Origin of the sequence: Micromonospora sp. NPDC049047 (assembly GCF_040649135.1) — a bacterium.
Taxonomy (GTDB): Bacteria; Actinomycetota; Actinomycetes; order Mycobacteriales; family Micromonosporaceae; genus Micromonospora.
Map to the genome: position 1 here is coordinate 59,839 of NZ_JBEZEY010000017.1, position 18,485 is coordinate 78,323.

The following is an 18,485-nucleotide window of genomic DNA, read 5'->3' on the forward strand; positions in this document are numbered from 1 at the left end:
TACCGACGGGTAACCGTCACCGGAGCCACCGCCTGGCGCACGGGCCGTCGTGGTCGGCCCGCAGCAGGCAGCGCCGGCCGCCGTCGAGCCGCAGGTCGCAGAAGACCCGATGGCGTACGCACTAGGCGTCCTCGGCCGAGAGGGTGGTCTCACCGGGTTCGGCCTGGGCGAGTACGTCGGCCCACCGCGCCACCACCCGGGCCAGCCGTACCGCGCCGCCCAGGTCGGTAGCGACCACCGGCAGGTGGATGACGAAGATCTCCCGGCAGGATCGACCCTGGCCAGTGAGGCGCGGATGGCTCAGGAGCACAGCATCGGCCGCGACGCGGTACGTATGGCGGTCTCACTTCTGCGTTCTGAGGACCTGGTCACCACCAGCCGGGGCCAGAGCACCAGGGTTAGTGAGACCCCGCGGCGCACCACTGTCGAACTCGCCGCCGGCAGTTCGGTCAGTTCGGTCATCGCCCGGATGCCGAGCGGCATCGAGCGGCGAGCGATGCAGCTCGACGATGGCGTGCCGATCCTCGAGGTCCGGGACGCGACGGGCGAGGTGAAGGTGCTACCCGGCGACGAGGTCGAGGTTGACCCGGCCGGGCCAGGGCTGACGGCCGGGTCGTCACTGTCTCGACGCGCGGTCAGGCGGCCGGGCCGCCCATCGCCACGTCGTCGACCCGGATGTTGACCTCGTCGACCCGCAGCCCGTACGCCTCGACGGCCTCGGTCACCCGTGCCCGTACCTCGCTGGTGACCTGGGGCACCGGCTGGCCGGCGTCGATGACGAGCACCAGGTTGACCACTGCCGCGTCGCCGGTCACGTGGGCCGAGCAACCCCGCCGGGCGTCGCCCACCTGATCCAACCCGACCCGGTCGAGCACCGAGTTGAAGAATCGGGCCACGTCCCCGCCCAACTCCGCCACCCCGGGCACTGCGCGAGCCGCCGCGACCGCGATCTTCTCGATAACCTCGTCGGAGACGTGCGTCGTACCGCCTGCTGGAACCGACACCGCGCCCAACTCCTGCGTCGCCTCGTGGTTCACGTCCCGCTCCCCTGCTCGCCGCGTCACCGCCCAGCCCGAACACCGTCGGGCGGGTGCGAGCGTACCGATCTGGACGCAGCGACGGGGGCCCGCGGTCGCAAGTAGAGCCGCCAACTCCCTGACGATCAATCTCAAGCGCTCGATGAGTGCAGGTGTTAGGCGCCGCCGGGAGCGGCCGGTGCCCTCGGTTGATCGATCATGAGGTTATTACCACCGATGTCGGCGTGTCGGCGCTACAACTTCATGATCACCCGAAAGCGAGCGCCGGGCACTGCCTCACCGAGGCGGTCCAGGTCTACGAGCTACGCGATCTCGCTGCATGAGGCCCGCTGCACCGCTCCCAGTGAAGCGCCGCCTTCCTGTTCAGCGGGCGAGTTGGGCGAGCAGGGTGTCCGCCGCCGCGTACGGGTCGAGGCCACCGGCAGCGACGGAGGCGGCGAGCGTGCTCAGCTCCGTACCGTCGCGCAGGGAGCCGATCCGGGCGCGGAGGATGCCGAGCGCGATGGCCTCGATCTCGGCGGCGGCCCGCGCCTCCTGGCGGCGGCGCAGCTCGCCGTGCTCGACCAGCCAGCCGCGGTGCTTGTCGATGGCGGCGGCGATGTCGTCGATGCCCTCGCCCCGGGCGGCTACCGAGCGGACCACCTGCGGTCGCCACTGCCCCGGCCCACGCTCACCGAGGGCGATCATGCCCTGGATGTCGCGGACGGTGGCGTCGACGCCGTCCCGGTCGGCCTTGTTGACCACGAAGACGTCAGCGATCTCCAGGATGCCGGCCTTGACCGCCTGGATCGCGTCGCCCATCCCGGGCGCGAGCAGCACCAACGTGGTGTCGGCAAGCGAGGCGACCTCGACCTCGGCCTGCCCGACGCCGACGGTCTCCACAAGCACCACGTCACAGCCGGCGCCCTCCAGCACCCGGACCGCCTGCGGCGTCGCAGCGGCCAACCCGCCGAGGTGGCCCCGGCTGGACATGGACCGGATGTAGACGCCCGGGTCGGTGGCGTGGTCCTGCATCCGCACCCGGTCGCCGAGGATCGCCCCGCCGGTGAACGGGCTGGACGGGTCGACCGCCAGCACGCCGACCCGGTGCCCCTGCGCCCGCAGCGCGCGGACCAGCTCGTTGGTGGTTGTCGACTTGCCCACCCCGGGCGAGCCGGTCAACCCGACCACCTGGGCCTGCCCGGCGTACGGCGCCAGCGCGGCGGCGACCGCCGGCAGCAGCGGGTCGCCGTTCTCCACAAGCGTGATCAGCCGAGCCACCGCGCGGGGGTCACCCGCGCGGGCCCGCTCGACAAGCATCGGTACGTCCCGGGAGCGGCGCACCGACGTGGTGCCCGCCGACGGGACCTGCTCGGCCGCCTCGCTCACCGGTCCGACACAACCTTGCCCGGCACGTGGATGATCAGCGCGTCGCCCTGACCGCCGCCGCCGCAGAGGGCCGCCGCGCCGGTGCCGCCGCCACGCCGCTTCAGCTCCAGGGCGAGGGTGAGGACCAGCCGCGCGCCGGACATGCCGATCGGGTGGCCCAGCGCGATCGCGCCGCCGTTGACGTTGACCTTGTCGGGGCTGATCCCGAGGTCCCGGGTGGACTGGATGCCGACCTGGGCGAACGCCTCGTTGATCTCGATGAGGTCCAGGTCGGCGACGCTCAGGCCACCCTTCTTCAGGGCGTGGTTGATCGCGTTTGACGGCTGCGAGTGCAGGGAGTTGTCCGGGCCCGCCACGTTGCCGTGCGCACCGATCTCGGCCAGCCAGGTCAAGCCCAGCTCGGTGGCCTTGGCCTTGCTCATCACGAGCACGGCGGCAGCGCCGTCGGAGATCGGCGACGAGCTGCCGGCGGTGATGGTGCCGTCCTTGGCGAAGGCCGGGCGCAGCTTGGCAAGCGACTCGACGGTGGTGTTCGGGCGGATGCCCTCGTCCTCGCTGATCACCAGCGGGTCACCCTTGCGCTGCGGGATCACCACCGGGGCGATCTCGTCGGCGAAGTGGCCGTTCTTCTGCGCCGCGGCGGCCCGCTGGTGGCTGGCGGCGGCGAAGGCGTCCTGCTCCTCGCGGGTGATGCCGTGCTTCGTGCCGATCCGCTCGGTCGACTCGCCCATCGAGCAGCAGTCCCAGGCGTCGCTGAGCCCGTCGTGCGCCATGTGGTCCTTGACCACCACGTCGCCGTACTTGTAGCCGGTGCGTTGACCCATCAGCAGGTGCGGGGCGTTTGTCATCGACTCCATGCCACCGGCCACCACGATGTCGAACTCGCCGGCCCGGATCAGCTGGTCGGCCAGGGCGATCGCGTCCAGGCCGGAGAGGCAAACCTTGTTGATGGTCAGCGCCGGCACGGACATCGGTACGCCGGCCTCGACCGCCGCCTGCCGCGCCGGGATCTGGCCGGCGCCGGCCTGCAGCACCTGCCCCATGATCACGTACTGGACCTGGTCGGGGCTGACCCCGGCGCGCTCCAACGCGGCCTTGATGGCGATCCCACCGAGCTTCGTGGCCGGGAGGTCCTTGAGGTTGCCCAGCAGCCGACCCATCGGGGTCCGTGCGCCGCTGACGATCACCGAAGCCATGCCTGCCTCCGAGGGGGTGCCGTGCTGTACGCCTTAACGAATGTTCGGCCAGACTAGCGTCATGACTGAGAACTCCTCCGCCGAGCCCGGTGCCGACTCCGTCACAGACATCGGGCTTCGCAAGATCGACCACGTCGGGATCGCCGTGGCCGACCTGGACGCCGCGATCGACTTCTACCAGCGGACGTTCGGGATGCGCTGCGTGCACGTCGAGACCAACACCGAGCAGGGCGTCCGGGAGGCGATGCTCGCCGTCGGGCCGACCACCGAGGGCGGCTGCGTGCAACTGCTCGCCCCACTCACCCCGGAGTCGAAGATCGCCAAGTTCCTGGACCGCAACGGGCCGGGTGTGCAGCAGGTCGCGTACACGGTGGTGGACATCGACGCGGCCTGCGCGGCGCTGCGCGAGCGGGGCATGCGGCTGCTCTACGACGCACCACGGCGCGGCACCGCGGACAGCCGGATCAACTTCGTCCACCCCAAGGACGCCGGTGGCGTCCTCGTCGAACTGGTCCAGCCCGCCCCCACCGCCCACTGACGCCCGCCCGGCAAGATCCGCATCACGTAGCCCGCGCCCGTCGAAGCCGTCGGCCGCGCACGTCAGTGCGCGGTTGGCGGGGCGGCCGGACACCTTCACGCATCGGCGGATGCAGTTTTTCACAGAGGACTTCCCGGCCTAGCTACCGTTCAGTAACGTCCGCCTCCACCGGAGCTCGACCGGGGTCGGATGTGTCGAATGCCGACATGGCGGTCGTGCCCTACCGGCGCCGACGATGGCAGCACCCGGGCCCGCGCGGGTGCGGACGAACCGGAGGTCACCGTGCAGGACATCCTCGAAGCGATCATGGCGGCGGAGGAATCGAGCGATCCGGACCGCGAACTCACAGGCATCGCCGGGCTGCCCGTACCGGAGAGTTACCGAGGCGTGGTGGTCCGCGCCGAGGAGGCCCGGATGTTCGACGGCATGGCCACCCGGGACAAGGACCCCCGCAAGGCGTTGCACGTCCAGGAGGTGCCGACGCCGGAGCTGGCGCCGGGCGAGGCGTTGGTAGCGGTGATGGCCAGCGCGATCAACTACAACACCGTGTGGACGAGCATCTTCGAGCCGCTGCCCACCTTCAAGTTCCTCCAGCGCTACGGCCGGGTCTCCGAGCTGACCCGCCGGCACGACCTCCCGTACCACGTCGTCGGGTCGGACGCGGCCGGCGTGGTGCTGCGCACCGGTCCCGGGGTGACCCGGTGGGCGCCCGGCGACGAGGTTGTGGCGCACTGCCTCTCCGTCGAGCTCGAGGACGCCGCCGGGCACGACGACACCATGCTCGACCCGCAGCAGCGGATCTGGGGCTTCGAGACCAACTTCGGTGGGCTGGCCGAGCTGGCGGTGGTCAAGGCCAACCAGCTGATGCCCAAGCCACGGCACCTGAGCTGGGAGGAGGCGGCCAGCCCCGGGCTTGTCAACTCCACCGCGTACCGGCAGCTCGTCTCGCACCACGGGGCCAACATGAAGCAGGGCGACGTGGTTTTGATCTGGGGGGCCTCCGGCGGCCTCGGCGGGTACGCCACCCAGATGGCACTCAACGGTGGCGCGATCCCGGTGTGCGTCGTCTCCTCGCCGGAGAAGGCGGAGCTGTGCCGCCGGATGGGCGCGGAGCTGGTCATCGACCGGGCGGCGGAGGGTTTCCGCTTCTGGAAGGACGAGGAGACCCAGGACCCGGACGAGTGGAAGCGCTTCGGCGAACGGATTCGCGAGCTGACCGCCGGCGAGGACCCGGACATCGTCTTCGAGCACCCGGGGCGGGAGACGTTCGGCGCCAGCGTCTACGTGGCCCGGCGCGGTGGGACCATCGTCACCTGCGCCTCCACCAGCGGCTTCCAGCACCAGTACGACAACCGCTACCTCTGGATGCACCTCAAGCGGATCGTCGGCAGCCACTTCGCCAACTATCACGAGGCGTGGCAGGCCAACCGTCTGGTCGCGCTCGGCAAGGTGCACCCGACGGTGTCCCGCACCTACTCACTCGAGCAGACCGGTCAGGCCGCGTACGAGGTGCACCGCAACGCCCACCAGGGCAAGGTCGGCGTGCGTTGCCTCGCGCCCACCGACGGCCTGGGCGTGCGCGACTGGGAGCTGCGGGCCCGGCACGAGGACGCGATCAACCGGTTCCGGGGGCACTGACCGGCACCGGCGGACCGGAGGCACCGACCAGCCGGACGGATGAACGCGTGATGACCAATGCGGCGATCGACATTGTTCTTCCGCTCCCATTACCGGGAAACCCACCCGGATCGAACAAAGGGCCTCGGGGTAACCCCGGGGCCCTTTTCCGCGTCACGCTGCGTGGCGTCCGACCCGCCCGGGACCTGCCAAGATCGCCGATTGGTCCCGCCCCGCCGATGGTGGGAGTTGACCATGTAAAGAGGCCACGAAAGCTGCGCACCGCTCTTGCGAAGCACCCTGGGGCGTCTGCCAGTATGTCCCAATGCCCCAGCAGCAGTCCTCCCCTCTCGCGTTCTTCGATAACGCGAACTCGCAGCCAGACTTCACCGTCGGCCTGCGCGGTTACAACACCCACCAGGTCGATGACTTCCTCGGCCGGATGACCGCCGCGCTTACCCAGTCCGAGCAGGCCCGCGCCGAGGCCGAGCAGCGGATGAACGACGCCCAGCGTCGACTCCGCCAGGCCGAGCAGCGCATGGGCGCGCTCGAGCAGAAGCTCACCGAGACGAACAAGCAGCTCGAAGAGAACAGCCGGCCCACCCTCTCCGGGCTCGGCACCCGCGTCGAGCAGATCCTCCGGCTCGCCGAGGAGCAGGCCAACGACCACCGCAACGAGGCCAAGCGCGAGGCGGAGGGCATCCTCTCCGCAGCCCGCCTCGAGGCCCGCGAGATCACCGACAAGGCACGTGCCGAGGCGGCGGCCATGAAGGCGAGCGCCGAGCGCGAGGCGGGCAACCTCCGCACGACCGCCGAGCGCGAGGCCGCCGAGGTCCGGGTGCAGGCCCGCCGGGAGGCCGACACGCTGCGCGCGGACGCCGACCGGGAGACCAAGCAGCTGCGCACCGTGACCGCGCACGAGGTCGCCGAGCTGAAGTCGACTGTCGAGCGGGAGGTCGCCACCCTCCGGGCCACCGCCGAGCGGGAGATCACCCAGCAGCGGGCGAAGGCCGCCCGCGAGGCTGAGGAGAAGCGCGCCGAGGCGACCAAGCTGCTCACCGACGCACGGGACAAGCGCGACAAGGACCTCCAGGCGCTGGAGCTCCAGCTGGCTGAGCGGCGGGAGAAGTCCGAGCGCGAGGAGTCCGAGCGGCACGCCGCCCAGGTCGCGCAGACCCAGAAGATGGTGAGCGAGGCCGAGCAGCGTGCTCGGGCCGCTCAGGATCGGGCGAAGGAGATCGAGCAGCGCGCCGAGGCTCGCCGGGTCGAGTCGGAGCGCAACGCCGCCGAGACTGTGGACAAGGCCAAGGCGCACTCCGAGAAGATGCTCAACGAGGCCAAGTCCGAGTCGCAGCGTCTGCTCTCCGAGGCCCGCACCGAGGCGGAGCTGACCACGCAGGCCGCCCGCCGCGAGGTCGAGGACCTCACCCGGCAGAAGGACGCGGTCACCTCGCAGCTGGGCCAGATGCTCTCCGGGCTCGCCGGCATCGTGCCGGGGATGCCGGCGGCTGCTCCGGCGGCCAAGCCGGAGGCCAAGAAGACCGAGGGCGGTCAGGATCGGGTGCCGGCGGAGACCGCCGGCTGACGCGAGGCGTCAGGTCGGGGCATCGACGGCGCGAGGTGACACCGGGTAACCGGTGCAACCTCGCGCCGTATGCGTTTCCCAACCGTCGGTGTCCCTCGCTCATGACGGAGTGAAGTAGGTCGCACAAGGCGCGTCCGTATCGCCCCAGCCGGCCCGGTTGCGTGTGAGGATGGGGGCATGTCGCACGGCGAGGAACTGTTCGCTCTCGGCGGGGACGTGACGACGGAGCCCAGCTTCGAGTCCGCTCTGCGGGGGTACGAGAAGAAACAGGTTGATCGGTATGTCGCGCGTGCCGAGCACGAGATCGCGACCCTCGCCGCCGAACGCGAGCAGGCCTATACACAGATCCACAAGCTCGCCGGCCAGGTCGAGGTGCTCCAGCGTGACCTGACGCAGGTGCGCAAGCAGATGAACGTGGTCGACCCGGCCTCGCTCCGGCACCTCGGCCCACTTGTCGACTCGATCGTGACGCAGGCCCAGGAGTTGGCCGACAAGCTGGTGGCCGATGCGAATGTGGAGATCGACGCCCGCCGCGCCGCGGCCGAGCACATCATCGAGGAGGCCCGCGAGCAGGCCGCGCGGGCGCTGAAGGACTTCGAGATCGCGCTCGCCGCGCGCCGCTCGGAGGAGGAGCGGCAGAGCGCGGCCCGGCGGGCCGAGGCCGAGGCCACTCTGCGGTCCGCCAAGGACGAGTCGGCGCAGTTGCGCAAGGCGGCGCAGGACGCGCTGGCGAAGGCGCAGCAGGAGGCCACCCAGCTGCGGGACAACGCCAAGGAGATCCACGCTCGGGCCCAACAGGAGTCGGCCAAGCTGCGTGAGACGGCCCGCGAGGCGTTGGCGAACGCCCGGCAGGAGGCCAGCGACCTGCGCGAGGCCGCCAAGGAGGTGCACGCCAAGGCCCTCCAGGAGGCCAAGCGGCTCACCGACACCGCGACCGAGGCCGGTCGGGCGAGTCACGCCAAGGCGCAGCAGGAGGCAAAGCAGATCATCGATGATGCGTCGATGGCCGGGCGGGCCACCCGCGCGAAGGCGCAACAGGAGGCGGAGCGGCTGACCACGCAGGCCGCCGAGGCGGCCAAGCGCAGCCGGGCCGACACCGAGGCGTACGTGCAGCGGATGCGCGCCGAGACCGAGGCGTACGTGCAGCAGACCCGGGCGCAGACCCAGCAGGAGCTGGGCGCGTGGCGGGCCGGTGTGGAGCAGGAGGTCAACTCGCGTCGGGAGGCTGCCGACCGGGAGTTGGCGCAGCGTCGGTCCACTGCCGAGCAGGAGTTCGCCAAGCACCGCGACGAGCTGGACAAGCAGCACACGTCCCGCCAGCAGGAGTTGGAGTCCGGGTTCGCCAGCCGTCAGCAGGAGTTGGAGGCGGGTTACACCACCCGCCGCGACGAGTTGGAAACCGAGTACACGAGCCGCAGGAACGAGCTGGAGACCGACTACTCCACGCGTAAGAACGAGATCGAGCAGAGCGCGGCCGGGATTCTTCAGGCGGCCGAGCAGGAGGCGGCGGCTCTGCGCCAGCGGTCCGAGGCGGAGGCGGCCGAGCTGCTGAGCCGGGCCGAGACCGAGGCCGGCGCCAAGCGCCGCGAGGCTGACGAGCACGTCGCGGCGTCGCGTCGGCAGTTCGAGGAGTACGCGGCCACCACCCAGCAGCACCTGGCCACCACCCAGCAGCACCTGGCGGCCACCCAGCAGGAGTCGGCGGCCGGTCGACAGCAGCTCGCCCAGGTGATGCTGGAGATCGCCCAGGCCCAGCAGCAGCTCGCCGACCTGCGACAGGAGACCTGGAAGGCTCGGCAGGAGTCGGACGAGCTGCAACGGCAGATGGCCGAGCTGCGGTTGCAGAGCGTGGCGGGCCCGGTCGACGGCCCGACCGCGCCGGCCGCCGCTGACGGTGCGGGCCGGAACACCACCGACGACGGTGCCGAGGGCGCGACAGTCTCCAGCGCGGCGACCGTCGACGCGGGCACCGTCGACGCGGGCACGTCGCCCGGGTCGGGTGCGGCCACCGGCGTCAAGACCGAGCCCGCCGACACCCGTCAGCCGGTGAACGCCGGGGCCGAGGGCGCCGGGCAGTCCACGACCCGACCGGTGGCCGAGCCGGTGACCACAGTCGATGGAGGTGCGGCGAGCGCCGGGGTGGACGGGGAGCCGACAGTGGCCGCCGTTCCGGGCGAGGGCGGCCGGGGCGCCAAGCCGACCAAGATCACCAGCACCGGTGAGAACGGTAAGCGGCCCAGCAAGCCCACCACCGACGAGCGCAGCGCCAAGCCCAGCAAGGTCACCATCGACAAGGACTGACGGCCGGCGTCGCCAGCCGCATGATCGACACGACATCAGTGACTTCGGGGTGTCCGGGTAACCCAGACACCCCGATTTCCTGAAGGGCGAGTGGATCAGGGCTGCTGGTCGGGTGGTGGGTCGATGACCGGGCGACGGAACGGCCCCCACGCCACGAAACGTTCGAACAGCTCCCGAGGCGCCGGCCCGGCGTAGGGATCGAGCTGGTACAGGTCGTGTGCCGCCTCGTGGTAGAGCCCGGCGAGGTAGATGGTCAGCGCCGCCGGATCGGTGGCGAACTCCGCCTTGAGCAGCAGCCGGGCGTCCGCGCAGGGCCACGGTAGGCCGTCTGCCCGGCAGCACCACATGGGTCGCAGCGGGGTGTGCGGCGTCCGCGCGCCGCAGGGTCGAGGAAACACGGGGTACGGCCCGAGCCTCGGCTGGGGCAACCCCGACACCGGTGTACGCGCCCTCCCGCCCGAGCGGGGACCCAACGGTGTGCAGCCGGTCGACGGCGGCGACGCGGCGACGACAGTGACGGGCAGCGACCGGCCGGCGGGGCGAGACGGGGGCATCAGATTGTCTCCTCGACTAGGCACGGTCGGGCCGTTGTGGAAACGGCAGGCCCGCGCGGTGGGAACCGGAGTGGTCCGGGACGACCCGGTAGGTGACAGTCTGCTGAGGGCACCGCTACGGTCGGAAGGCATCGCCGGGTCCGGTGGGGTGACTGCGGTGACGGCATGACCCGCCGGGTCGACCGGTGGAGAGGACCCTCGACCTGCGGAGGCACTGTGGAAGGCGACGCCGCGCCGACGGCCGACATGATCCGTGCGCAGCTGCGGCGGCTGCGGACCGCCGCCGGGATGAGCCAGGAGGATTTCGGCCGGCTGGTGCACTACTCCGGCTCGATGGTGTCCGCGCTGGAGCTGGGCCAGCGTCCGCTGGACCGGCTCTTCCTGGCCCGCGCCGACGAGGTCCTGGCCACCGGCGGTCTGCTCGTCTACCTGCTCAAACTCGCCGAGCGCGACGGCCAGCCGAGCTGGTTCCGGCCGTGGCTGGACGCCGAGCGCAACGCCCGCCAACTGCGCTGCTTCCAACCCACGCTGATCCCCGGCCTGCTACAGACCGAAAACTACGCCCGCGCGGTGCTGCGCGGCGACGAGTCCCTTAGCGCCGACGGCTTGGACCGGTTGCTGGCCGGCCGTATGGACCGCCAGTCGCTGCTCGTTCAGGCCGAGCCCCCGCAGTTCGTTGCCGTCATCGACGAACTGGTGCTGAGGCGCACCGGGGAAGAGTTCGTCGGCCTGATGGTCGAACAGGTCACCCACCTGGTCTCCTGCGCGGAACAGCCCAACGTCAGCGTGCACATCGTGCCCGCCGAGGTCGGGCTGCATCCAGGGCTGTCGGGGCCGTTCGTCTTGGCCCGGGGCGCCGACGGCGGCTGGGTGGGGCACCTGGAAAACCAGCTTGGCGGCACCGTTGTGGACACCGAGGATGGTCTGGCTACGCTGCTCGCGAGATGGGAAAGCGTGCGGAACGATGCCCTGTCCCGCCGGCAGTCCATCGAGCTGATGAAGAGGATCGTGACGACATGGAGCTGAAGAGCGCTGAATGGCGCAAATCAACCCGCAGCGGCGTTAGCGGGGGCGACTGCGTCGAGGTGGCGGACAATCTGCCCGGGGTCGTGGGGGTTCGGGACAGCAAGGACCCGACCGGTCCGGTGCTGATGTTCGCGCCGGCCGCGTGGCGGGCGTTCGTCGCTGTCGCCGCTCGTCCGACGGCCTGAGCCGGGGGTTCTGTTGCCACAGCACGATCCGTCGACTGACGACCCGGACGCGACGTCCGGTGCCCCGTCGGCGGAGACGCCACCGCCGGTGCCGGTTCCCGCTCCGGGGTTCGACCCGGACGAGCCGCCGGCGGTCCCGTCCGGGAAGTTCGGCACTCCTGGTCGTCCGTTACGCCGCAGCAGTTTCCTGATCGGGTTCACCGGGGCGCTCGGCGTGCTGCTGGCGTACACCCTCTATCTGGGGATTCGCAATGCCGGCGGCATCCTGGTGCTTGTGGTGATCGCGCTGTTCCTGGCGGTCGGCCTCAACCCGGCGGTGGTCCGGCTACGCCGCTGGGGCGTGCCGCACGGCCTGGCGGTGGCGGCTGTCGCGTTGACAGTGGTGCTGCTGCTCTGCGGTGGCGTGGTGGCGCTGGTGCCGCCGATCGTGACGCAGTCGGGGCAGTTCATCGACCAGATCCCGAGCCTGCTCGACGAGCTGCGCCGCAATCCGACGGTCAACGACCTGGTGGAGCGGTACGACGTGGTGGAGCGCGTGCAGAGCGCGGCCAACGCGCAGACCATCGGGCGGGCGCTCGGCGGGGTACTGGGCGGCGCCCAACTGATCTTCGGCACGGTGTTCCGGACGCTCACCGTGCTGGTGCTGACGATCTACTTCCTGGCCTACTTCAACAAGCTGCGCGGTCTGGGCTACTCGTTGGTGCCCCGGTCCCGGCGGGAGCGGGTGCAGCTGATCGGCGACGAGATCCTGGCCAAGGTGGGTGCCTACATGGTCGGCGCGCTGAGCATCGCGGTGCTGGCCGGCGCGACCACCTTCGTCTTCGCGCTGATCGTCGGGCTGCCGTACCCGTTCGCGCTGGCCGTGGTGGTGGCGGTGACCGATCTGATCCCGCAGATCGGTGCCACCCTGGGCGCGGTGATCGTGAGCCTTGTCGGCTTCGCCGCCGACCTGCCCACCGGCATCGCCTGCGCGATCTTCTTCCTCATCTACCAGCAGGTGGAGAACTACCTGATCTACCCGAAGGTGATGCGGCGCTCGGTGGAGGTCAACGAGGTGGCCGCCCTGCTGGCCGCGTTGCTCGGGGTGGCGCTGCTGGGCGTCGTGGGCGCGCTGATCGCCATCCCCACGGTCGCCGCGCTGCAACTGATCCTGCGCGAGGTGGTGCTGCCCCGTCAGGAGACCCGCTGAGGGTCAGCCGGCCTGACCGGCGGCCGGCCCGGGGACTGGTGTGTCCGCGAACGACGCCACCGTCCGGTCGGCGTACGCGCTGACGTCGCCGGACTCCATCGGGCCGTCCCAGGTCGTCGGGAGCGGCACCTCGACGGCCGGGTTGACCCGCCGGACGATCTCGTCGAGCACCGTCTCCGCGTCGCCCACCCAGAGGTGCTTGGCGCCCGGGACCCCGACCACCTCGGCCTGCGGCACGGCGGCGAACCGCTCCCGCGCCTCGGTCGGCCGCAGGTAGTCGTCGAACTCGGGCACCAGCGCCGTCAGCGGCCGACCCGAGGCGGCCCAGGTGGCCAGGTCCTCCGGGGCGGAGAAGCGCAGCGGCGGGGAGAGCAGGATCGCCCCGGCGACCGCCGGGTCACAGCCGTACTTCAACGCCAGGTCGGTGCCGAACGACCAACCGACCAGCCAGATGTTGGGCAGCTCGGCGAACTCCGCGTACTCGATGGCGGCGGCCACGTCGTAGCGCTCCCCCACCGCGCCGTCGAAGGCTCCCTCGCTGGTGCCGCGCAGGCTGCTGGTGCCCCGGGTGTTGAACCGCAGCACGGCCAGGTCGGCCAGGGCGGGCAACCGCCAGGCCGCCTTACGGAAGACGTGGCTGTCCATCATTCCGCCGTGGGTGGGCAGCGGGTGCAGGCAGACCAGGGTGGCCACCGGCGGCCGGTCGGCCGGCAGTGCCAGTTCGCCGACCAGCCGCAGACCGTCGGCGGTGTGCAGCTCGATGTCCTCCCGGCGGCCGGGCAGGATCGACGACGCGCGGATCGCTGTGCTCACCGCCCAAGTGTGTCGTGAAGTGAGCGCCGCCGCCCGCCCAGGCACGAACAGGGTGATCCAGGTCGCTCGGTCAGTAGCGCGGGGTGCCCCGGCCGCGCTGCACCGCCGGCCCGCGCCGGTCCCGGGCCCGCCAGCAGCCGCTGTGCCAGTGCCGCCGGTCGGTCAGGTCACCCAGGCCGTCCGCCGGCCAGGCCACCAGGTGCGCCACCCCGGGTCGGATCTCCTGGTCACAACCGGGGCAGCGGTACGTCTTGACGGACGCCCCCGCGCCGATCCCACGCACCTGCCAGGCGCCGTCGGTCCACTGCTGCACCGAGGCGACGCCCTGCCGGACACGGTCGGCGTCCAGGTTGGCGTTCTCGTCCCGGCGAGGGCGGTTGCGACGGGGGCTCACAGTCACCAAGCGTACGTTCCGTCGGGCGGGACGACCTTCCGGCCGGCCCGCCCGACGGTCGAGGTCACTCCCAGGTCTGCGACCTGGTCGGGTCCTCCGACAGTTTCACGTCCGCCAGCACCAGCGTCGCGTCCGCCTCGGTGAAGCTTTTCGGCCAGTTCATGGGAGTTCCTTCGCCGGCGGGCCACGCGAAATCGGCGAGCACCGTCGTCTTGGGGATGCCGACCAGTTCCAACCTCGTCCCCCTCCCCGAGAGCAACGCCGGCCGGCCGGCGATGGTCCGATCGGCGTTGGTGTAGGTACCCCCCTGACTCACATACCGGTACTCCACCGACATTCTCTCCGTCGGGGCTCGCACCACGTCGAACCGGGCGGTGACCACTCTCGGGTACGAGTCGACGTCGACCGAGCAGCCGGTGACCTTCGCGCCCTCGGGCAGGGCACCGAGCCGCAGCGGCGCGGCGCACCGTCGGGCCTCCTTCCACCGCAGGGCCTCGACCGCCTTGGTCAGCACGGCCCGGTTTCCCTGCAACATGACGGCGCGGGCGTACAGGCCCGGCACGGGCTGCCACAACATGACGAGCGCGCCGGCCACACCGCTGGCCGGGCGGATCGCGCCGTCGAACACCGGGCGTCCCGACTCGGTCACGTCGAACGAGGTGCCGTCGACGGTGACGCTGCCGGAGAACACCTCCACGTTGCGACTCACGTCGATAAGCACCTCCTCACTGCCCGCCACGCTGAGCCGTACCCTCTCGGCGTGATCTCGGATCACCTCCCAGCCCAGGTAGCGCGCCCGCGCCGGGTCGACGCCGAAGTGCAGCACCTGCGGATCGGCACCCACCAGCGTCGGGTCGGCGGCGGCGCCGGGCACTCCGTCGGCGCGCGGCAGGACCACGGAGGGCGTGGACGTCGCAGTGGTCCAGGGCAGGCGGCCGGTCAGTTCGTCGAGGTCCGATCCGGTAACTCCGACGAAGCCGAGCGCCCCGACGAGGCACAGGGCGGTGCCCATGGCGGCCCGGCGGTGCACCTGTCTGCGGCGGCCCCGAGCACGGGAGGCTCGCAACAGCCGGTCGGTGTCCACGCCACCCTCGGCATGCTCCCGCAGGGTCTGGGCGATCTGTTCGTCGAGGTCGATCACGACCGGCTCCCGTTCGTGGCCGGGGCACCGCAGCGCTCCCGGAGGTTGGCGAGCGCCCGCATCGCGTGGGTGCGGACGGTGACCGGCGAGCAGTCCAGGATCTGGGCGATCGTCGCGTCGTCGAGGTCCTCGTAGAAGCGCAGCACCAGCACCGCCCGCTGGCGTTCGGGCAGGCCGAGGATGAGCCGCCACATCTCGTCCCGGTCGGCCGCCTCGCGGCCGAGGTCGCCACGCTGCGCCCGGTCGGCGAAGGTGTCGACGACCAACTCACGGTTGGACCGGCGACGCCACCAGGAGTTGTTGGCGTTGACCAGCATTCGACGTACATACACGTCGGGTCGGTCCGCCCGCGAGATCTTGCGCCAGTGCACGTACGCCCGGGACAGCACCTCCTGGGTGAGGTCTTCAGCCCGGTGCTCGTCACCGGTCAGCAGCCGCGCCAGCCGGATCAGGGCCGGGCCGCGGCTACCGACGTACTCCTCGAAGGTCACATCCCTCAGACGCGGCCGGGCCCCTCCGGCGTTGACCCCGTCAGCGGTGCGAGTGGTCGCGGAAACCGCGACGGGTCTTGCGGCCCAGGTAGCCGGCGGTGACCAGGTGCTCCAGCAGCGGCGCGGGCGCGAAGCCCGGCTCGCGCAGCTCCAGGTACAGCTCGCGCTGGATCGCCAGCGCGACGTCCAGGCCGACCACGTCGAGCAGCTCGAACGGGCCCATCGGGTAGCCGCAGCCGAGTTTCATGGCGTGGTCGATGTCGTCGGCCGTCGAGTAGCTGGCCTCGAGCATCTTCACCGCGTCGTTCAGGTAGGGGAAGAGCAACGCGTTGACGATGAACCCGGACCGGTCAGCGCAGACCACACCGGTCTTGTCGAGTGCGGCGCAGGCGGCACGGGCGGTGGCGATGGTCTCCGGGGAGGTGCGGATCGTGCGGACCACCTCGACCAGCGGCATGACCGGTGCCGGGTTGAAGAAGTGCAGTCCCACCACGTCGGCCGGTCGGTGGGTGGCCATCGCCACGTCGATCACCGGCAGCGAGGAGGTGGTGGTGGCAAGCACCACGCCCGGCTTGCAGATCTCGTCGAGGCTCGCGAAGAGCGCCTTCTTCACGCTCAACTCCTCGATCACCGCCTCGACCACCAGGTCCACGTCGGCGAGGTGGTCGAGCGTGGCCGACCAGCTGATCCGGCCGAGCGCGGCGTCGCGGTCAGCCTCGGTGAGCCTGCCGCGCACCACGCCCTTGTTCAGCGACGTCTTCACCGCCTCGCAGACCGTCGCGGACTTCTCCGCGCCGCGGGTCACCGAGACGACCTCGTAGCCGGCCTTCGCGAAGACCTCGATGATTCCGGTGGCCATCGTTCCGGACCCCACCACGCCGACCTTGGCGATCACTCGCGCGCCGTCGGCGAGCCCGCCGTCCGACGTCAGCGGCGTCACCTCATCCGGTACGACCACCGGCGAGCCGGGCCGCTCGTAGGTGTAGAAGCCCCGGCCGGACTTCCGACCGAGCAACCCGGCGGTCACCATCTGCTTCAGCAGCGGCACCGGGGCGTGCCTGCGGTCCCGCCCGCCGCGCCGGTACATGGTGTCCAGGATCTCGTACGCGGTGTCCAGGCCGATCAGGTCCATCAGCGCCAGCGGGCCCATCGGCAGGCCGCAGCCGAGCTTCATGGCCGCGTCGATGTCCTCCCGGGTCGCGTAGTGCGCCTCGAACATGCCGACCGCGTGGTTGAGGTAGCCGAAGAGCAGCGCATTGGCGATGAAACCGGCCCGGTCGTTGATGGTGACGTCGACCTTGCCGAGCCGGGCGCAGAGCGCCTCGACGTCGGCGACGACCTCGGGCGAGGTGACCACGGTGCGGACCACCTCGACAAGCTTCATCACCGGCGCCGGGTTGAAGAAGTGGATCCCGATCACCTGGTTGGGCCGGGTGGTGGCCACCGAGATCTCGGTGACGCTCAGCGACGAGGTGTTGGTGGCGAGGATGGCGTCCGGCCGGCAGACCCGGTCCAGCTCGGCGAAGATCCGCTGCTTGAGGTCGAGGTGCTCGGGCACCGCCTCGATGACCAGGTCGACGGAGTGCAGCGCGGGCAGCCCGACAGCGAAGTGCACGCGCTCGTGCAGGGCGTCGCGGTCCGCCGCGGCGAGCTTGCCCTTGGCGACCGCCCGGTCGGTGGAGGCGGTGAGGGTGGCCCGGCCGCGGTCCAGCGCCGCCTCGGAGATCTCGACAGCGACCACGTCGATGCCGTTGCGGGCGAAGACCTCGACGATGCCGGCACCCATGGTGCCCAGCCCCACCACACCCACGGTGTTGAACTCGCGCGCCACGACCGGCCTCCCCAGACACTCCACACGACCCTGAACGGCCGCTAAGGCTTTGCGCGCGAGTCTGCCACGTGACGTCCGGTTGTCGAGACGCCGTGGCACATGTCACCGCCGACGATGCGGGACCGTCGCTAGGCGGCCAGCCCGTCGGTGAGCGCCATTAGCTCGGCGACGAATTCCGCAGGCCGTTCCAGGTGCGGGCTGTGCCCGCAGCCGGGCAACACCACCTCTTGGTACGCGCCGCCGGCCGCCGCGTACCGATCCAGCACCGACCGGGTCTGGCCGACCATCGGCTGGGGTGGGCAGGCCGCCTCGCCCGGCCAGCCGGGCACGAGACCGAGCGAGCCCAGGTACGCCAGGTCGAACAGCGAGGTGTCCGAGACGATGACGTCGGCGTCGCCGCGTACCCAGGTGACCGGAGGCTTGTCGGCGACGGCCACCAGCTCGTCGGCGAGCCGGAACCAGGTCGGTGCGAGCGCGTTGAGCACGCCACGTTCGCCCGGCGCGGTGCCCGGCCAGTTCGTCGAGGGCACCGCCGTGCCCGGGTAGTTGTCGTCGCCGGTGGCGGTGGAGAGCACGGTGTCCAGCAGCAGGTCCTCGTCGGTGCCCAGGGTCGCCGGGTCGGCCACGTAGGTGGCGCGCAGGACGGCGCGCGGGCTGGCTGGGGTGTCCGCGCTCCGGTCGCCGGCGGCGAGCCGGGCGACGAAGTCCGGGTTGGCCGAGCCCGCGCCGGTGCCGGCGAAGTCGGCGGTGGTCGGGGTGCCGGTCAGGTCGCGGGTGCCACCGAAGCCGTACGGGGAGACCGGTGCCGCGAGCAGCAACGCGCCCACCCGGTCCGGGTGGTCGACGAGGAGGCGCATCGCCACCCCGCCGCCGAGGGAGTGCCCGACCACCACCGGGCGGGTGCCGTCGCTGTCGAACAGGGTCGGGTCGTCGAGCAGGGCGGCCACGTCGTCGGCGAAGTCGCGCAGGCCTCGGGTGGCGTCTACCGGGGCGGTCTCGGTGTCGCCGTATCCGCGCAGGTCGGGGGCGACCACCCGCAGGGTCGGCGGTAGCCGCCGGACCAGCGGCTCCCAGAACAGCGCCGACGAGCAGTTGCCGTGGATCAGCAGCACCGGGGTGCCGTCCGGCGGTCCGGCCACCCGTACCGCCTGGGTGATGCCGTTCGCCGGGACGCTGCGCTGCTCGGTTTCCATCCGCGCGATGGTGCCAGGCCGGCCGG

General features: G+C 71.3%; 17 protein-coding genes and 1 pseudogene. 7 read left to right on the forward strand and 11 right to left on the reverse strand.

Annotation, left to right across the window (positions count from 1 at the left end; translation table 11 throughout):
* Positions 1 to 16: 16 nt before the first annotated feature.
* The 4 genes and pseudogenes from AB0B86_RS24010 to AB0B86_RS24025 form a co-directional block, all read right to left on the reverse strand.
* A pseudogene (locus AB0B86_RS24010) lies at positions 17 to 259 on the reverse strand (hypothetical protein).
* Between the two features lie 376 nt (positions 260 to 635).
* Positions 636 to 1,037 (reverse strand): Asp23/Gls24 family envelope stress response protein, encoded by a 402-nt coding sequence (locus AB0B86_RS24015; RefSeq protein WP_357412247.1) that lies wholly within the window; start codon positions 1,035 to 1,037, stop codon positions 636 to 638.
* A gap of 363 nt (positions 1,038 to 1,400) precedes the next feature.
* On the reverse strand, positions 1,401 to 2,405 hold the full coding sequence (meaB, locus tag AB0B86_RS24020) for a methylmalonyl Co-A mutase-associated GTPase MeaB (protein ID WP_357412249.1): 1,005 nt from the start codon (positions 2,403 to 2,405) through the stop codon (positions 1,401 to 1,403).
* A complete protein-coding gene (locus AB0B86_RS24025) occupies positions 2,402 to 3,601 on the reverse strand; it encodes an acetyl-CoA C-acetyltransferase (RefSeq protein ID WP_357412251.1) in 1,200 nt (399 codons plus the stop codon). Before AB0B86_RS24025 ends, meaB begins: the two co-directional genes overlap by 4 nt.
* Positions 3,602 to 3,662: 61 nt before the next feature.
* On the opposite strand from AB0B86_RS24025, the gene mce reads away from it, so the two are divergent.
* The 4 genes from mce to AB0B86_RS24045 all read left to right on the forward strand — a co-directional run bounded on the left by mce (position 3,663) and on the right by AB0B86_RS24045 (position 9,642).
* Positions 3,663 to 4,139, forward strand: coding sequence for a methylmalonyl-CoA epimerase (gene mce / locus AB0B86_RS24030; protein ID WP_357412253.1), 477 nt, complete (start codon positions 3,663 to 3,665; stop codon positions 4,137 to 4,139).
* 282 nt (positions 4,140 to 4,421) lie between these two features.
* Entirely contained in the window at positions 4,422 to 5,777 is a 1,356-nt protein-coding gene (gene ccrA, locus AB0B86_RS24035) for a crotonyl-CoA carboxylase/reductase (RefSeq protein WP_357412333.1), read from the forward strand.
* A gap of 304 nt (positions 5,778 to 6,081) precedes the next feature.
* Positions 6,082 to 7,341, forward strand: a complete 1,260-nt coding sequence (locus AB0B86_RS24040) for a DivIVA domain-containing protein (protein ID WP_357412255.1) — start codon at positions 6,082 to 6,084, stop codon at positions 7,339 to 7,341.
* Between the two features lie 177 nt (positions 7,342 to 7,518).
* Complete coding sequence (locus tag AB0B86_RS24045) at positions 7,519 to 9,642, forward strand: hypothetical protein (protein WP_357419848.1); 2,124 nt, start codon at positions 7,519 to 7,521, stop codon at positions 9,640 to 9,642.
* Positions 9,643 to 9,737: 95 nt separating this feature from the next.
* On the opposite strand, the gene AB0B86_RS24050 is transcribed toward AB0B86_RS24045, so the two are convergent.
* Positions 9,738 to 10,040 carry a hypothetical protein gene (locus AB0B86_RS24050; RefSeq protein ID WP_357412259.1) on the reverse strand — a complete coding sequence of 101 codons (303 nt, stop codon included), beginning with the start codon at positions 10,038 to 10,040 and terminating at the stop codon, positions 9,738 to 9,740.
* Between the two features lie 402 nt (positions 10,041 to 10,442).
* Here AB0B86_RS24050 and AB0B86_RS24055 point away from each other — a divergent pair, with 402 nt between their 5' ends.
* From AB0B86_RS24055 to AB0B86_RS24065, 3 genes are all read left to right on the forward strand, one after another.
* Entirely contained in the window at positions 10,443 to 11,222 is a 780-nt protein-coding gene (locus AB0B86_RS24055) for a helix-turn-helix transcriptional regulator (protein WP_357412335.1), read from the forward strand.
* The gene (locus tag AB0B86_RS24060) at positions 11,213 to 11,407 is read left to right on the forward strand and encodes a DUF397 domain-containing protein (RefSeq protein WP_357412261.1); all 195 of its coding nucleotides are present in this window, start codon (positions 11,213 to 11,215) and stop codon (positions 11,405 to 11,407) included. Before AB0B86_RS24055 ends, AB0B86_RS24060 begins: the two co-directional genes overlap by 10 nt.
* 88 nt (positions 11,408 to 11,495) lie before the next feature.
* Entirely contained in the window at positions 11,496 to 12,596 is a 1,101-nt protein-coding gene (locus AB0B86_RS24065) for an AI-2E family transporter (RefSeq protein WP_357412337.1), read from the forward strand.
* Between the two features lie 3 nt (positions 12,597 to 12,599).
* Here the strand turns inward: AB0B86_RS24065 and AB0B86_RS24070 are convergent, their stop codons facing one another.
* The 6 genes from AB0B86_RS24070 to AB0B86_RS24095 all read right to left on the reverse strand — a co-directional run bounded on the left by AB0B86_RS24070 (position 12,600) and on the right by AB0B86_RS24095 (position 18,459).
* The gene (locus tag AB0B86_RS24070; protein ID WP_357412263.1) at positions 12,600 to 13,409 is read right to left on the reverse strand and encodes an alpha/beta hydrolase; all 810 of its coding nucleotides are present in this window, start codon (positions 13,407 to 13,409) and stop codon (positions 12,600 to 12,602) included.
* A gap of 70 nt (positions 13,410 to 13,479) precedes the next feature.
* The gene (locus AB0B86_RS24075; protein ID WP_036411703.1) at positions 13,480 to 13,809 is read right to left on the reverse strand and encodes a hypothetical protein; all 330 of its coding nucleotides are present in this window, start codon (positions 13,807 to 13,809) and stop codon (positions 13,480 to 13,482) included.
* 58 nt (positions 13,810 to 13,867) lie between these two features.
* Positions 13,868 to 14,944 (reverse strand): hypothetical protein, encoded by a 1,077-nt coding sequence (locus AB0B86_RS24080; protein WP_357419849.1) that lies wholly within the window; start codon positions 14,942 to 14,944, stop codon positions 13,868 to 13,870.
* Positions 14,941 to 15,435 (reverse strand): SigE family RNA polymerase sigma factor, encoded by a 495-nt coding sequence (locus AB0B86_RS24085; RefSeq protein WP_357412268.1) that lies wholly within the window; start codon positions 15,433 to 15,435, stop codon positions 14,941 to 14,943. Before AB0B86_RS24085 ends, AB0B86_RS24080 begins: the two co-directional genes overlap by 4 nt.
* A 40-nt stretch (positions 15,436 to 15,475) precedes the next feature.
* Positions 15,476 to 17,266, reverse strand: coding sequence for a 3-hydroxybutyryl-CoA dehydrogenase (locus AB0B86_RS24090; RefSeq protein ID WP_357412271.1), 1,791 nt, complete (start codon positions 17,264 to 17,266; stop codon positions 15,476 to 15,478).
* Between the two features lie 128 nt (positions 17,267 to 17,394).
* Entirely contained in the window at positions 17,395 to 18,459 is a 1,065-nt protein-coding gene (locus AB0B86_RS24095) for an alpha/beta hydrolase (protein ID WP_357412273.1), read from the reverse strand.
* Between the last annotated feature and the right edge of the window lie 26 nt (positions 18,460 to 18,485).